Origin of the sequence: Deinococcus aestuarii (assembly GCF_018863415.1) — a bacterium.
In the GTDB taxonomy this organism is placed as follows: domain Bacteria; phylum Deinococcota; class Deinococci; order Deinococcales; family Deinococcaceae; genus Deinococcus; species Deinococcus aestuarii.
In genome coordinates, this window is sequence record NZ_JAHKSN010000002.1 from 104,186 (window position 1) to 119,628 (window position 15,443).

At 73.4% G+C, this 15,443-nt stretch carries 12 protein-coding genes; 6 read left to right on the top strand and 6 right to left on the bottom strand.

Annotated features, from left to right (window positions below; genetic code table 11):
• Positions 1-182 precede the first annotated feature (182 nt).
• The 4 genes from IC605_RS03585 to IC605_RS03600 all read left to right on the top strand — a co-directional run bounded on the left by IC605_RS03585 (position 183) and on the right by IC605_RS03600 (position 5,337).
• Positions 183-776 carry a chromate transporter gene (locus tag IC605_RS03585; RefSeq protein WP_216319139.1) on the top strand — a complete coding sequence of 198 codons (594 nt, stop codon included), beginning with the start codon at positions 183-185 and terminating at the stop codon, positions 774-776.
• Positions 773-1,300 carry a chromate transporter gene (locus tag IC605_RS03590; RefSeq protein WP_216319142.1) on the top strand — a complete coding sequence of 176 codons (528 nt, stop codon included), beginning with the start codon at positions 773-775 and terminating at the stop codon, positions 1,298-1,300. The genes IC605_RS03585 and IC605_RS03590 overlap by 4 nt, the downstream gene beginning before the upstream one ends.
• A gap of 184 nt (positions 1,301-1,484) precedes the next feature.
• Positions 1,485-4,505: an AfsR/SARP family transcriptional regulator gene (locus IC605_RS03595; RefSeq protein WP_216319144.1), complete on the top strand. Its 3,021-nt coding sequence runs from the start codon at positions 1,485-1,487 to the stop codon at positions 4,503-4,505.
• A 64-nt stretch (positions 4,506-4,569) separates the two neighbouring features.
• Positions 4,570-5,337, top strand: coding sequence for a 3-hydroxybutyrate dehydrogenase (locus IC605_RS03600; protein WP_216319147.1), 768 nt, complete (start codon positions 4,570-4,572; stop codon positions 5,335-5,337).
• A gap of 329 nt (positions 5,338-5,666) precedes the next feature.
• Here IC605_RS03600 and IC605_RS03605 read toward each other — a convergent pair whose 3' ends face one another.
• The 6 genes from IC605_RS03605 to IC605_RS03630 form a co-directional block, all read right to left on the bottom strand.
• Positions 5,667-6,875, bottom strand: coding sequence for a polysaccharide deacetylase family protein (locus IC605_RS03605; protein ID WP_216319150.1), 1,209 nt, complete (start codon positions 6,873-6,875; stop codon positions 5,667-5,669).
• 4 nt (positions 6,876-6,879) lie between these two features.
• Positions 6,880-7,944 carry a hypothetical protein gene (locus IC605_RS03610; protein WP_216319152.1) on the bottom strand — a complete coding sequence of 355 codons (1,065 nt, stop codon included), beginning with the start codon at positions 7,942-7,944 and terminating at the stop codon, positions 6,880-6,882.
• Between the two features lie 42 nt (positions 7,945-7,986).
• Entirely contained in the window at positions 7,987-9,132 is a 1,146-nt protein-coding gene (locus IC605_RS03615; protein ID WP_216319155.1) for a heparan-alpha-glucosaminide N-acetyltransferase domain-containing protein, read from the bottom strand.
• Between the two features lie 287 nt (positions 9,133-9,419).
• Positions 9,420-11,480, bottom strand: a complete 2,061-nt coding sequence (locus IC605_RS03620) for a M3 family metallopeptidase (RefSeq protein WP_216319158.1) — start codon at positions 11,478-11,480, stop codon at positions 9,420-9,422.
• A 287-nt stretch (positions 11,481-11,767) separates the two neighbouring features.
• Positions 11,768-12,838: a tRNA preQ1(34) S-adenosylmethionine ribosyltransferase-isomerase QueA gene (gene queA, locus IC605_RS03625; protein ID WP_216319161.1), complete on the bottom strand. Its 1,071-nt coding sequence runs from the start codon at positions 12,836-12,838 to the stop codon at positions 11,768-11,770.
• Positions 12,835-13,380 carry a LabA-like NYN domain-containing protein gene (locus IC605_RS03630; RefSeq protein ID WP_216319165.1) on the bottom strand — a complete coding sequence of 182 codons (546 nt, stop codon included), beginning with the start codon at positions 13,378-13,380 and terminating at the stop codon, positions 12,835-12,837. The genes queA and IC605_RS03630 overlap by 4 nt, the downstream gene beginning before the upstream one ends.
• A gap of 167 nt (positions 13,381-13,547) precedes the next feature.
• On the opposite strand from IC605_RS03630, the gene IC605_RS03635 reads away from it, so the two are divergent.
• On the top strand, positions 13,548-14,840 hold the full coding sequence (locus IC605_RS03635) for an aspartate aminotransferase type Ic (RefSeq protein WP_216319169.1): 1,293 nt from the start codon (positions 13,548-13,550) through the stop codon (positions 14,838-14,840).
• A 94-nt stretch (positions 14,841-14,934) separates the two neighbouring features.
• Positions 14,935-15,441, top strand: coding sequence for a MarR family winged helix-turn-helix transcriptional regulator (locus IC605_RS03640; protein WP_216319172.1), 507 nt, complete (start codon positions 14,935-14,937; stop codon positions 15,439-15,441).
• Positions 15,442-15,443: the final 2 nt, after the last annotated feature.

Sequence of the window (15,443 nt, forward strand, 5' to 3'; positions counted from 1 at the left end):
GTGGACATATTCTGAACTTGGTCGAGATAAAAGCCTCCAGACTCGCCGAGCTGCTTGTGTGGCCGTGCCGGGCCGCCGCAAGCTGGACTGAGCCCCGGCTCCTTCCTTTCGTGCGTTGCGTGCGCCGATGTTCCCCCGCCAGTCACGGGCAGGGGCGGCGGGCGGCGGCTTACCCTCCGGGCATGACCCGCGCCCACCCCGCCGCGCCGGAGGACGACCCGCCCGCCACCCTCTCCCCCACCCCGCTCGCGCTGGCCCGGATGTTCGTGGGGGTGGCGCTCTCCGGCATCGGCGGGGGGCTGCCCGCCCACACCCGCCGGGCGCTGACGACGCGGGGCTGGATGACGGACGAGGACTTCGCGGAGACCTTTACCCTCGCGCAGCTCACGCCGGGGCCGAACGCCGTGAACCTCGCCGCGATGGTGGGGGCGCGCCTCGGCGGGCGGGCGGGGGCGGCGGCCTCGACGGTGGGGGTGCTGACCCCCGGCCTCCTCGCCATGCTGGCCGTGAGCGCGGTGACGCTGGGGCTGCCCGGCGGGCTGCCGCCGACCCTGCAAAGCGCCCTGCACGGGGCGGCCTGCGCGGCGCTCGCGGTGCTGCTCACGGCGGCGCTCCCCGTCGTGCGGGTGGGGTGGGGCGTGCGGGGCGGTCCGGTGGTCACGGTGCTCGCCTTCCTGGCGCTGGGGGTGTGGCGGCTCGACCTCCTGCCCGTGTTGCTCGTGCTCGTGGGGGCGGGGCTGCTGCTGCACCGTCCACGGGGAGGCGGGCAACCATGACGGGCGATCCGGTCAACCTCTTGGAGATGCTGCTCGCCTTCGCCCGGCTGGGCCTGATCAGCTTCGGGGGGACGAACGTGGCGGAGATCGAACGCGCCCTGGTACTCCAGCACGGCTGGATCGACGCGCGGACGCTGGCGAACGGCTTCGCGCTGGGTCAGCTCATGCCGGGGCCGAACATGCTGGCGGTGACGCACTACGGGTACGCCGCCGCCGGGTTGCCGGGCGCCCTGGCCGCCACGCTGGGCTTTTACGGCCCGACCGCGCTCCTGAGCGCCGTGGCGATCCTGGTGTGGCAGCGGCACAGCGCGCATCCGTGGGTAGGGGCGTTCCGGAACGCCCTGCTGCCCTTCGGCGGGGGCGTCATCCTTGCCGGGGCGCTCGTGCTCGCCCGCACCTCGGTCACGTCCTGGCCCGCCGCGCTGCTCGCCGGGGTCGCCTTCCTCTTGCTGTGGCGGACACGGGTGAACAGCGCCCTGGTCGTGCTGGGGGCGGCGGCGGTGGGGGCGTGGCTGGGATTGTAGGGGCTTGGGTGGAAAGGACTTGTATGGGCGACGGAGGGCGCTGGGATGGCGTTCGCGTTCCCCCCCTCCCGACCTCCCCCACGAGGGGGGAGGGGTAAAAGCTGCATCCTCACCACAGGCTTCGGGCGGGGGCAGTCGGTTGGGCCCGGCTCCTTTCTCCGCCCCCTCCCCACCATGCTCTAGCATGGCGGGCGTGACGACAGACTGGCGCGAGCACGCCTCCTCGCGGCGGGCGCGGCCTCCGCAGGTGCGGGGGGCGGTGGCGCGGCCCCGGCTGCTTTCCTTGCTGGGGGCCTCGCGGGTGGTCGCGGTGGTCGCCCCGGCGGGGTACGGCAAGACGACGGCCCTCGCCGCCGGACTGCCGGACCTCGGGCGGGCGGCGTGGCTGACCCTCGACGCGGACGACGCCGACCCGCAGGTCCTCGCGGCGGGGCTGGCGGTCGCGGTGGCGGGGCTGCCGGGGGGCGAGGGGCCCGGAGCCCTGCTCGACGCGGGGGCCGTCCCCCGGCGGGTGGCGGCTCGGGTGGCCGACGTGCTCGACCGTTCGGGCGCCCTGCTCGTCCTCGACGAGGCGCAGCACCTCGCCGGGCCGCTGACGGAGGGCGTGCTGCGCGAGCTGCTGGGAGGCCGGGTCGCCCTGCTCTCGCGCACGCCGCTCCTGGGCCAGGGCCTCACCCGGCTGGAGCTGAGCGGCGACCTCACGCGCGTCTTCGCCCCCGACCTCGCCTTTACGCCCGCCGAACTCGCCGAACTGCTCGCGGCGCAGGGGGTCGTGGCGACGGGTGCCGAGGTCCGGCTCGCCCACGCGGTCACGGAGGGGTGGCCCATCGCGGCGCGCTTTCTGGCGCAGGCGGCGGCTCAGGGGCGGGTGCGGCTCTCGGCCCTCGCCGACCTCGACGGGGGGGAAGCGCAGCTCGGCACCTTATTTGCCTACCTCGCGCAGGAGGTCCTCGGGCCGCTCGACCCCAGCCTGCGGGCGCTGCTCACGCGCGGGAGCGTCTTCGAGGACCTCACGCCCGAATTGATCGCGGACGTGCTGGAGGAGACCCAGGCGGGCACCCTGCTCGGCGCGCTGGCGAGCGGCGGCACCTTCCTGACGCGGACGGGGGACAGCTACCGCGCCCACCCCCTGCTGCGGGCGCACCTGCGCGGCCTGCTCGCCCCCGGTGAGGCCCGGATCCTCGCGGCGCGCGGCGCGGCCTACTTCGAGCGGACGGGGCGGCCGCGGCAAGCGCTCGCCGCGCACCTCACGGCGGGCAACACCGCCCGGGCGGCCGAACTCCTCGCCGAGCACGGGGGCCGCTGGCTCGACGGGGGCCGGGTCACCCTGGTCGAGCGCAGCCTCGCCCGGGTGCCGCCCGATGCCTGGACGCCCGCCCTGCACGCCCTGTCGGGAGACGCCCTGCGGCTCTCGTCCCGCTACGCCGAGGCGCTGGCGGCCTACGGGCGGGCGGACCCCCTGGCGCGCTCACTCGGCGAGGCGCAGGTGGCCCTCGACACCGTGCAGCCGGACCTCGCGTGGGGGCCGCTGGACACGGCGCAGACCCTGGCGAGCGGGACCGACGTGGCGCGAACAGAGCGGATGCGGGCGGAGAATTATCTCAACGCGGGTGACCCGGCGCGGGCGCTCGCCCTGCACCCCGACCTGGCGCGGGGCGCGCGCTACGCCCTGCGTTCCGGGCGGCTCGGGGACGCGCTCGCGCTCGCGCTGGACGCCGCCCGGGGTGAGGCGGGGGGGGCGCGGGCGGCGCAAAACCACCGCGAGGGGCTGCTGCTCGCCAGCTTCCTGCACGCGGTCCTCGGCGAGCCGGGGGAGGCCGCCCGCCGCGCCCGCGAGGGGCTGGCCGAGGGCGAGCGGCTGGAGAGCCTCTTCGTGCGCTCGCTCGCCCTGGCACGGCTGGGCCACGCGGAGGTGGTGGCGGGTTGCCCGGAGGACGCGCGGGCCGCCTACGAGGGGGCGCTGACCCTCGCGCAGGACGTGGTGCCCCGCCTCCAGGTCGAGCCGCGCCTGGGGCTGGCCTACCTGGAGGCGCGGGCCGGACACCCCGCCCCCGCCGCCGAGCACGAGGCCCGGGCCCTGGCCCACGCGGGCGGCGACCGCTATGTGGAGGGCCTGACCCGGCTCACGGCCGCGCTCGGGCGGCTGCACGGGGGGGACGCGGCGGGGGCGCTGCCCGAATTGGAGGCGGCGCGCGAGGTCTTCACCGCCTGCGGGGACGCCTTCGGGACGGGGGCGGCGGCGCTGGCCGTGTACGCGGCGACCGGCCGGGCGGGGGACGCCCCGGCGGCGGCGCGGGCCGCCGCCGCCTTCCCCTTCCTGCTCGCCCGGCGCTCGCTGCTCTCCCCCACCCCCGAGCGCGCCGCCCGGGCGGCGCTCCTCGCCCGGCTCGCGGCGGACGCGCCCGGGGAAGAGGCGGGGCTGCGGCCCGTCGCGCACGCGCTGGGCTACGGTCATCTGCCCCGCCAGGGCGAGGTGCCCGGGGTGGACGTGCGGGTCCAGGTGCTCGGGCGGGTGGCCGTCACGCGGGGGGGACAGGCGGCGCGCGAGTGGGGCCGCGCCCGCGCCCGCGACCTCCTCGCCCTGCTCACCGTCCACGACCCGGGGCTGGCGCGCGAGGCGGCGCAGGAGGCCCTTTTCCCGGGGGCCGATCCCCAGGTGGGCGAGCGCAACTTCCGGGTGACCCTGCACGCGCTCGGGCAGGTGCTGGAGGAGGGGGTGACGAGCGGCACCTTCCTGGAGCGCGGCGAGTGGCTGCGGCTGAGGGGCGGGCCGGACCTGACGGTGGACCTGTGGGAGGCCCGGGCGCACCTCGGTGCCCCCCCCGGCACCCCGGGCCGCGCCGGGGCCCTCCTCGCCCTGCCGGGGGGCCTGGCCGACACCGACCTGGAGGCGGTGCAGGCCGAGGCCGAACGCTACGCCGCCCGGCTGCCCGAGGCGCTGGCGGCGGAGGCGGGCCATGCCCTGCGCGCCGCCCGACCCGACCTCGCCGCGCGGCTGGCAGAGCGCGCGCTGACCCTCGACCCCGCGCACGAGCCCGCCGCCCGCGCCCTGATGCGCGCCCACGCCGCCCGCGCCCACCCCGCCGCCGCCGCCCGGACCTACGCCGCCCTGCGCGCCGCCCTCGCGGACCTCGGCCTGACTCCCCTGCCCGAGACGGAAGGGCTGCACCGGGCGCTGACGGGCGGAGTGAGGGACGGGGGATGAGGTGGCGCCGGCCCTCCCCCTCCACTGCAACCGCGCCGTGACGCGCCCTCCCTAGACTCCCCGCATGACTTCCCCAGAAACGCGCGCCGCCCTCGTCACGGGGGGCACGAGCGGTATCGGCCTCGCCATCGCCCGGCGCCTTCAGCGTGACGGCCTGCGGGTCGCGGTCCTCGACCTCGACCGGCCCCAGGCGCGCGGGGTCGCCTCGGAACACGGCCTGACCTTCATTCCCGGCGACCTCACCCGCCGCGAGGACTGCGTGCGGGCGGTCGAGGGGGCGGTCGCCGCGCTCGGTGGGCTCGACGTGCTCGTGAACAACGCGGGGTTCCAGCACATCGACCCCATCGCCGAGTTTCCCGAGGACACCTGGGACGCCATGCTCCACGTGATGCTGACCGCGCCCTTCCTGCTCAGCAAGTACGCCTGGGCGCACCTCACCCGCAGCGGGCAGGGCCGGATCATCAACGTGGCGAGCATCCACGGGCACGTCGCCAGCCCCTACAAGAGCGCCTACATCAGCGCCAAGCACGGATTGATCGGCCTGACGCGCACGGCGGCGCTGGAGGCGGGGGACCAGGGCCTCACCGTCAACGCGCTCTGCCCCGCCTACGTCCGCACGCCCCTGGTCGATAGGCAGATCAGGGATCAGGCCCGCACCCGCGGCATGAGCGAGGAGGAGGTCGAGGGCAAAGTCCTGCTCGAAGCCGCCGCCATCAAGAGACTGCTCGACCCGGAGGACGTGGCCGCCCTCGCCAGCTACGTCGCCAGCCCCGCCGCCTGGGGGATGACGGGGGCGGTGCTCGACCTCGACCTGGGGTGGACGGCGCGGTAGTGGAGGACCACGGGAAGACGAGGACTATTCTTTTTGCTCCTCCCCCTTGAACGCTCAACGCGCAACAGGGAGAACATCGTCCAGGTGCGTTCTTTCACCCCCTCTCCCGCAAGGGGAGAGGGGTGACGAGCACGGCTCGTCCTGCTCCCGAACGACGAAAATGCCCTAACAGCCCCTTCCTGCAACTCGCACCAAGCGTCTTGCAGGGGGAAGCCGGAACTCGCAGAACTGCTTGCAGAGGGGGTGAACGGGCCGGGCGCCCTCCGAAACGAGACGGACCAGTCCCTGCGGTCATCCACCCGACGGGGGCCTGACCGTCCCCGCCGCCCCTACTTCGGCAATCCCCCCACCGTCGTCAGCTCCACGCCCTCGCGGCGGGCGAGTTGCAGGAAGGGGCGCAGCACGTCCAGCGTCTCGGGGGCGTTGTCGTGGAGGAGGACGATGCCGCCCGGGCGCAGCCCCAGCCTCAGGCGGTTTTCGAGGGTGGCGTCGCCGGGGTTGGTGAAGTCGCCGGGGTCGTCGGTCCAGAAGACGGTGACGAGGCCCAGGCTCTCGGCGGCCTGGAGGGTCCCCGGCGTGTAGTCGCCCCCCGGCGGGCGGAAGTAGCGGACGGGCTGGCCGGTGATCCCGGTGAGGGTCTCATTGGCGCGCCGCATCTCGTCGGTGGCAGCGGCGAGGCTCAGGGGCGGGAGCCGGACGTGGTCGTAGGTGTGGTTGCCGACCTCGTGCCCCCCCGCCACCATGTCGCGCACGAAGTAGGGGTAGGCCCGCGCGTTGCGCCCGATCACGAAGAAGGTGGCCCGATCTCCCGTGCGCCGCAGCAGGTCGAGGAGCAGCGGCTCGTACATCGGGTGCGGCGCGTCGTCGAAGGTGAGGGCGGCGACCCGCCCGGCGTCACGCCTGCCCTTGAACAGCAGCCCGCCGCGCAGCCCCCCGAGGACGCGGGCGCTCGTCAGCTCCACCGCCGCCCGGCTCTGCGCGGCCTGGCTTTGCCCCTCCGGGCGCGGGCTGAAGAACTGGAGCACCTCGCGCACGAGGTCGGGCACGCGGAAGGTGGGGCGGCTCTCCGGCTCGACCCACGCCCGCTCGTAGTCTCCCTGCCCGCTGACCCAGGTCTCGAAGTCGTTCAGCCGCGTCCGGGGCACCGAGGCCGTCAGCAGCGGCGGGGGGCCGCCGAAGCCCGCATAGGTCGCCTTGTCGTACACGCTGACATCCACCTCCACCAGCCCCGGACGGGCGGCGAACACGCGGCGCACGACCTCGCCCGCCAGGGACCGCGCCCCCGCCCGCTCCTCCGGCGTGAGGGTCAGCAGGGCGTGGGCGACCTCGATGTAGCCGTTGCCGAGGACCTCCACCCGCTCCACCCCCGGCACGGGCGGGGTCAGCGTGAGGGTGGGGACGCCCGGCGCGGGCCGGGTGCCGGGCGCGACGGGCTGGGCCTGCCCGGGAAGGGCCGGGGCCGCCTGGGCACGCGCGGTGGGCAGGGGGGGGACGGACAGCAGCAGCGCGGACAGCCAGACGAGGGGGCGGCGCCTCATGGGCTCACCGTACACCCGCCGCGCCGCCGACGCGGGCCTCGGCCCCGCCCGTCGCCCAGGCGAGGTTCGCCGCCATGCCCGCCGGGGTGTGGCCCTGCGCCGCGTAGAGCCGCCCCGCCGCGAGGTACTGCGCCCGGGCCTGCGCCTCCTTGCCCTGCTTGCGCTGCACGCTGCCCAGGACCCCCGCCGCGAGCGCGTTCTGCGGGTTGTCTCGCAGAGCGGCGCGCAGGAAAGCCTCGCTCGCCTTCAGCCCCGCCGGGGTGGCCTTGCCCGTCCCGGTGCCCAGGAAGCCGCCGGGCGCCCGCTCGCCCCGGTAATAGTTGAACTGCGAACGCACGTAGGGCAGGTCGAGGAAGGTGAGGGTCTTTGCTGCCACGCTTCCCTTCCCGTCCGCGCGAACGTAGGCGGTCATCACGTCGCCGTCAAAGCGCGGGGTCAGGAAGCGGTAGCCCCCGTCCGCCCAGGCGAGGACCCCCTGGTGCCGGGCGAAGGGCTCGGGCTCGCTCGCGTCGACCTGCACGTCCCCCGCGCCCGAGGGCAGCCGCAGCACGCTCGTCACGTGGCCGAGGTTGCTCTCCCGCCCGCTCTGGCTTTTCCAGACCATCACCAGCCCGGCGTCCAGGCCCACCCGCTGGAGCAGGCCCGCGATCACCACGCTCTGCAAGAGGCACTGCCGCTCGCCCGCCCCCGCCATGCCGGCGAACTCGAAGCCGCGCTCCAGGCTGAACCTCGGCACGGCCTTCTTGACGAAGCGGTGCGCCCAGGCGGCGGTGTCACGCGCGAGGCGGTCGCGCTCCGGTCCCCGCGCCGCCGTAAGGGCGGCCCTTCGGGCGTCGAGGGCCGCCGTCAGCGAGCGTTTCTCACCGCCCAGCGGCACGCCCGCGCGGGTGTAGGCGTCCGGCAACCAGGGCTCGAAGGACCCCTTCAACCCCGCCAGCCGATACGACTCGTCGGCGAGCGCCCGGAAGTTGGCCCCACCGTAAGTCAGGGAGGCAGGGGCGGGGGTGGCCCCGGCGGGGGACGCGGCCAGGAGGAGGGTCAGGGAGGTCAGGATCAGGGGTCGGCGCATGGGACACCTCGGGGGGAGAGGGAGAAGAGCACGCTCAGGCCGTCACAGCTTCCAGATCAGCCCCCGCCGCGCCATCCACGCCAGGGCCAGCCACACGGCGAGCACGTACCCGAGGGTGTAGGTCCAGCCCCCCGCCAGCGCCCCGAGGTGGGTGCGCGCGAGGCCGAGGAGGGCGGCGCCCATCGGCTGCGGCGTGCCCGCCCAGGTCACCGTGAGGCCCTGCAAGATCCACACCTTGAACAGGATGGGGAAGACGTACCCGGCGAGGGCGTTGCGGCCCGGGATGGTCAGCGGCGCGAGCAGGCGGGGGCCCTGGGGGACTCTCCCCGCGTCGGCGAGGAGGTAGAAGGCCAGGACGCCGAGGGTGGCGAGCCCCGCGCTGTAGAGGATGTAGGGCGGCGTCCAGATCGCCTTGGCGAAGGGCAGGTGCCCGCTGAAGGCCCAGCCGTATCCCAGGACGGCCAGCACGGCGCCCATCGTCAGCAGCCGCAGCGGCGCCTTCGGGTCACGGGCTTGCAGGGGCCGGGCGGCGAGGCTCCCCAGCAGCACGAGCGCGGTCGTGGGAATGACGGACACCAGCCCGCGCAGCCCGAAGGGCGTGAGCAGCGTGTCGTTCACGGCCTGCACCGGGTTGGCCGTCTCCGAGACCACGCCGGTCCCCCCCGCGTGCGGCGTGTAGGCCAGGAAGGCCCCGTACCCGACAAGCAGCCCGGCGGCGATCAGCGCCTGCCACCGTCCGCGCAGCCCACCCAGCAGCGCCCCGCCCAGGGTGGCGAGCGCGATGAGTTGCAGCACGCCCAGCCCCAGGTAAAAGGCCCCCAGCGTCACGCTGGTGACGAAGGCGCCCACGAGGTAGAGGAGCCCCGCGCGTTCGAGCAACCTCCTCACCCGCGCCCAGCCCGTCACCCCGGCCCGGGTCATCGCCGCGAGCGAGAAGGGCAGCGCCGCCCCCGCGCAGAAGAGAAACCACGGGAACACGAGGTCGGTCAGCGTCAGCCCGCCGAAAGGGGCGTGCGTGAGCTGGGCCGGGGTGCGTCCCCCCAGCGCCACGTTGTTAACGAGCAGCATGAGGAGGACGGTGAGCCCCCGCCAGGCATCGAGCGCGGTCAGCCGGGCCGTGCGCCGGGCGGCGACGGGGGCGTCCGCGACGGTGGCGGCGGGGGAGGCGGTCGCAGGAACGCCGGTCATGCCCCGATGGTCCTCCCCCTCCGTGACGGGTGCGTGAGGCCGTGAAACGCTGCCCTGGCCCTGCCCTCACGGGGAACACAGGCGGGGAACAGGAGCAGCGCGGCGCTCCCAGACCCGGAGTTCAGGCCCGAAAAAGCGCGTCCCCGACGCCATCAACGGAGGGAGAAGCGGACAGCTCCCGCGCGGCGTCCTCCCTTTTACGTCCCGCTTGACTGAACGGGAGGAGAACAGGGAAAACCGGCCTCCCCGTGGGAAAGCCGGTCACCCCCTCTGCTTCCTTGCCCCGCCTACGCCTCCACGAGCCCGCTGCGCCTCAACAGGGCCTCCGCGTCGGGGTCGCGGCCCATGAACTCGCGGTAGAGCCCGGCGGCGTCGGCGCTGTTGCCCCGGCTGAGGATGGCGTCCACATAGGCGCGGCCCGTCTCGCGGTTGAAGATGCCCTCCGTGGCGAAACGGGAGAAGGCGTCGGCGTCGAGGACCTCGGCCCACTTGTAGGAGTAGTACCCGGCCCCGTACCCCACCGGGCTGGAGAACAGGTGGGTGAATTGGGCGATGCGGGCGTAGTCCTCCGGGAAGCGGTAGGGGTAGAAACGTCCCATCACCTCGCGGGCCACCCGGATGGGGTCGGCGCCGGGTGAGTCCGGGTCGAACTCGACGTGCAGCACGAGGTCCGCCGTCCCGAAGGAGAGCTGGCGCATGGTGGCGTTCGCGGCGCGGTAGTTGCGGGCGGCGATCAATCGGGCGAAGAGGTCGCCCGGCAGCCGCTCCCCCGTCTGATAGTGCCGCGCAAAGAGGTCGAGCGCCTCCCGCTCGGTCACCCAGTTCTCCATGATCTGCGAGGGCAGCTCCACGAAGTCCCAGGCGACGCGCGTGCCGCTGAGGCTGCGGACCGGGACCCTGGAGAGGGCGTGGTGGAGCAGGTGGCCGAACTCGTGGAAAACCGTCTCCACCTCGCGCAGGGAGAGCAGGGCGGGCGTGTCGCCGCTGGGGGGCGTCATGTTCCCGCACATCAGGCCGAGGTGAGGGTCCACCCCGTGCTCGCGCGGGCCGCCCGTCACGAAGCCGTTCATCCACGCGCCGCTGCGCTTGGTATCCCGCGGGAACCAGTCGGTATAGAAGGAGGCGACGTGCGTTCCCCCCTCGTCGTGGATGTCGTAGTACCGCACCTCGGGGTGCCAGCCGGGGGCCTGGCTCTCGCGCACCGTGATCCCGAAGACGCGGCTGACGATCTCGAACAGGCCCGCGAGCACCCGGTCGAGCTCGAAGTAGGGGCGCAGCGCCTCCTCGTCGAGGTCGTATTTCGCCTGCCGCTGCTTCTCGGCCCAGTAGCCCACGTCCCAGGCTTCGAGGGGGGGCGCCTCCCCTCCCGCCTGCTCGCGGTAGAAGGCCTCCAGCTCGGCGTTCTCGCGCTCGAAGAAGGGGCGGACGCGGGTTTCGAGGTCGCGCTCGAAGGTCAGGGCCCGCTCGCCGCCGCCCGCCATGCGGTCTTCGAGCACGTAGTCGGCGAAGTCGCGGAAGCCCAGGAGGCGGGCCTGCTCGCGCCGGAGTTTCAGGATGCCCTGGACGAGCGGGCGGTTGTCTCGGCCCTCCTGCGTGCCCACCGAGTTCTGGGCGAGCCACACCTCGCGGCGCAGTTCGCGGTCGTCGGCGTAGGTCAGGATCGGCTCGGCGACGGGCTGGTGCAGGGTGAGGCGGTGGCCCTCCCTGCCGTGCGCCTCGGCGTCGCGGCGGGTGGCCTCCCTCACCCGTTCGGGCACGCCCGCCAGCCGCGACCCGTCCACGTACAGCTCATAAGCGGCGGTCGATTCGAGGACGTTCCTGGAAAAGTCGTTCGTGACCTGCGCGAGCCGGGTATTCACCTCCAGCAGTCGAGCCTTCTGCTCCTCGGGGAGATCGGCGCCCTCACGCCGGAAGTCGTCGATGGTGAGCTTGAGGTGCCGGGCACGCACGGGGTCGAGGGCGCGGGCCGCCTCCGTCTCCGCGAAGCCCTTCAGCGCCGCCCACAGCCCCGGGTGGAGGCTCAGGCCGGTGTAGAACTCGGTAACCTTGGGCAGGATCGCGCGTTTGGCCGCCTGCCACTCGGGGCTGCTCACCACGCTGTCGAGGTGAGCGACGACGACCCGCACCGTGTCGAGCTGCTCGGTGAGGGTGTCGAGGTCGACCATGAAGTCGGCGTAGTCGCGCTCGCCTGCCTGCGCGAGCGTCTCCAGCCGTTCCCGGGTCGCCGCGAGCAGGGCGTCCACGGCGGGCTCGGCGTGTTCGGGCCGGATGCGGTCGAAGGGAATGCGGAAGCCGACGTTCAGGAGCGGATTGTCGCTCTGAACGGGCGAATCCTGAAGGGTGGTCATAGGCGGGAGTATAGAGAGGGAGGCGAACGTGCGTGCGAACCTTCGCCCCCAGCCGGAGGGCGGATGGCGCCACGCGGGGCGGGTGTGCCGAACTTCCACATGGACGTCTCCCAGGCGGTTGCAGCGCGTCCCTTCCTCCCCCTGGCGTGACGCCGTGCCCCGCGACGCCCGGCGGTCAACCCGCGGCTGGCCTTCGTGCGGAAGGCGGCGGCGCTGACGCGTCGGGCGTGGAGCTCGTGGCGTGTGCAAAAAGAGGGCAGCCCCCTCCACAAGCCACAGGCGACAGGCTACAGGCCCTTTTCCAGCAACATCGCGTCCCCCAGCGAATAGAACCTGTAGCCCCCCGCGAGCGCGGCGTCGTAGGCGGCTTTGATGCGCGCCTCGCCCGCGAAGGCCGCCACGAGGAGGAGCAGGGTGGAGCCGGGCAGGTGCAGGTTGGTGATGAGGAGGTCCGGGACACGCACAGGGGTGCCGGGCGTGATGAAGATGCGGGTGTCGCCCTCGCCGGGGTTGACCGTGCCGTCCACCCCTCCCGTTCGGCTTCGCGCGCTGCTCTCCAGGGCCCGGACGGTGGTGGTGCCGACGGCGACGACGCGGCGGCCCTCCGCCCTGGCCCGGTTGATCGCCCGCGCCGTCCCCTCGCCGATGGCGTAGCGTTCGGCGTGCATCACGTGGTCGGCCACGCTGCCCGTGATGGGGCGGAAGGTGCCCGCACCGACATGCAGGGTGAGGGTATGACGCTCGACGCCCATCTCGTCCAGCCGGGCGAGCAGCTCCGGGGTGAAGTGCAATCCCGCCGTCGGCGCGGCGACGCTGCCGGGTTCGCGGGCGTACACCGTCTGGTATCGCTCGCGCCACCGCTCGTCACTGTCGCCCGCATGGATGTAGGGAGGCAACGGCAGCCGTCCGATCTCGTCCAGGTGGGGCCCCAGGTCGTGGTCGAAGCGCAGCAGGCGTGCGCCGTCCTCCAGCACGCCGACGATCTCGGCGCGGTGCTCGCCGAGCCACAATTCTTTCCCCGCCCTCTTGGCGGGTTTGAGGTAGGCCGACCAGACGTTCGCCTTCTCTTCCCGCAGGAGCAGGACCTCGACCTGACCGCCGCCGAAGCCGTTCAGCACAGGCTTGCGGGCCATGACACGGGCCGGAATCACCCGGCTCTCGTTGAAGACGAGCACGTCGCCGGGGCGCAGGAGGTCCGGCAGGTCGCGGAAGACGCGGTGCTCGATGCTCTCCCCCACCACCATCAGGCGGGAGGCGTCGCGGGGCTCGGCGCCGGTCTGGGCGATGCGCTCCTGCGGCAGGTCGAAGGCGAGGCGGGCGAGCACGGCGTCCGCGTCGTTGTTCTCGGGCCGGGTCATTCCTCGGGGCGGGCGACCTTCTGGCGGGCGGGCATCAGGGCGTCTTCCAGGTCGGGGAGGTGGGTGAAGCGGTCGGCGGCGTCGATCAGCTTCTGGGCGGTGTGTTCGCGGAAGGCGATGACCTCCACCCGCTTGCCGCGCTCCTGAAGCACCTCCACGATGTCGGTGAAGTCGCCGTCGCCGCTGCCGAGCACGGCCACGTCGAGGTGGTCGAGCAGGCGCACCATGTCGGCCACGATGCCCATGTCCCAGTTGCCCTCGTAGATCGCCTTGCCCTCCTGCGTGACGTGGTGCAGGGTCAGGTTCATGCGCCGCACCTTGTACCCCAGCGCGCTGAGCTTGTAGATGAAGGGCCGCGCGGTCGCCTCGCCCTCGCGCTCGACCGTGTAGGCGATGGCGTGGACGAGTTCGCGCTCACGGGTGGCGGCTCTGAGGATCGTCTCGAAGTTGACCGTGCGCTCCACGAGGTCGCGGGCCGAGTGGTAGAGGTTCTGGGTGTCGATAAAGACGCCGACACGGGGGCGGGAAACGACGTATTGCATGGGGAGTTCTCCTGTTGTGGGGGGCGGGAAAGGGACGAGCTCAAAGGCGAGGTTCTGAAAGGACGGCGCGGAGCCGACCGCAGGCAGTGTAGCAGCGCCCCCCCCTCGCCTCGCCCCACTAAGCAGCCCCCCTCCCCGCCGGGGGCGGCGCGGGTAACGTGGGAGGCATGACGACGGACACGGTGCAACCCAGCCCCGGGCAACCGGGTGACGCCCTGACGGCGGCGCGAGCGGCCTACGACGCCTTCAAGGCACGCGGCCTGAACCTCAACATGCAGCGCGGCCAGCCGAGTGACGCGGACTTCGACCTCAGCAGCGGCCTGCTGACCGTCCTGGGCGAGAACGACCTGAAGATGGACGGCCAGGACCTGCGGAATTACAGCGCGGGCGGCACGGCGGGCCTGCCCTCCGCGCGGGCGATGTTCGCGCACTTTCTCGACGTGAAGGCGGAAAACGTCGTCGTCTGGAACAACTCCAGCCTGGAATTGCAGGGGCTGGTGCTGACCTTCGCCCAGCTCCACGGGGTTCGGAACAGCGGCGGGCCGTGGTTCACCCAGAACCCCAAGATGATCGTCACCGTCCCCGGCTACGACCGCCACTTCCTGCTGCTGCAAACGCTGGGCTTTACGCTGCTCACCGTCCCCATGCAGCCCGACGGCCCCGATGTGGAGGCCATCGAGCGGCTGGCGGCGGACCCTTCGGTCAAGGGCGTGCTGTTCGTGCCGACCTACTCCAACCCGGGCGGCGAGTCGATCAGCGCGCAAAAGGCGCGGCGGCTGGCGGGGCTGAAGGCGGCGGCCCCCGACTTCACGATCTTTGCGGACGACGCCTACCGGGTCCACCACCTCGGGGAGGACCGCGACGAGCCCGTGAACTTCGTCGTGCTCGCCCGGGACGCGGGGTACCCCGACCGGGCCTTCGTCTTCGCCAGCACGAGCAAGGTGACGTTCGCGGGGGCGGGGCTGGGCTTCGTGGCGAGCAGCGAGGACAACGTGAAGTGGCTGACCAAGTACCTCGGCGCCCAGAGCATCGGCCCGAACAAGCTGGAGCAGGCGCGGCACGTCCGCTTCCTGGAGGCGTATCCGGGCGGCCTGGAGGGGCTGATGGGCGAGCACGCCCGGCTGATCGCCCCCAAGGTTCGCGCCGTGGACGAGACGCTGCGGGCCGAACTGGGGGGAAGCGGCGAGTACGCGACGTGGGCCTCGCCGAGGGGCGGGTACTTCATCAGCCTGGACACGGCGGAGCCGGTGGCGGCGCGGGTGGTGCAGCTCGCGGGGGAGGCGGGGGTCAGCCTCACGCCCGCCGGGGCGACGTATCCGAATGGGGAGGACCCGACGGAACGCAACATCCGCCTCGCGCCGACCCGCCCGCCCGTGGAGGAGGTCTCCACGGCGATGCAGGGGGTCGCGGCGTGCATCCGGCTGGCGACCGAGGAGTACCGGGCGGGCAGACGGGGCTGAGCGGGGAGCGCCGCGCGCGGCTCCACTGGACGATAAGCGAAAGCCCGCCCCCGGACGCTTGATTTTCCCCCCCCGGGGCACCGACCATATTCTCATGCCCACCCGTTACTCCGGCTCGGTCGAAGAGCGCGCCGCGCTGGACGCGTACATCAAGCTCTGGCGCGCGGCGCACGCCGTCGAGGTCGCCGCCAACCGCCACCTGGGCGACCACGGGCTGACGATCAGCCAGTTCGGGGTGATCGAGGCGCTCTACCATCTCGGGCCGCTGAGCCAGCGCCAGCTCGCCGACAAGATTTTGCGCTCCAGCGGCAACCTCACGATGGTGATCGACAACCTGGAGCGTGACGGCCTGGTGCGCCGGGAGCGCGACGCCCAGGACCGCCGGGTGATGAACGTCTTTCTCACCGACGCGGGCGAGGCCCTGGTCACGCGCGTGCTCCCCGCCCACGTGCGCGGCATCCGCGACGCCTTCGGCGTCCTCGACCCCGCCGAGATGGCCCAGCTCGCCGCCCTCACCCGCAAGCTCGGCCTGGGCGTCGGTGAGCGTGAGCGCGAGGAGGAGCGGGTCGCCTTCCGGGGCCGCGCCCGCGTGGGCAGCTAGCC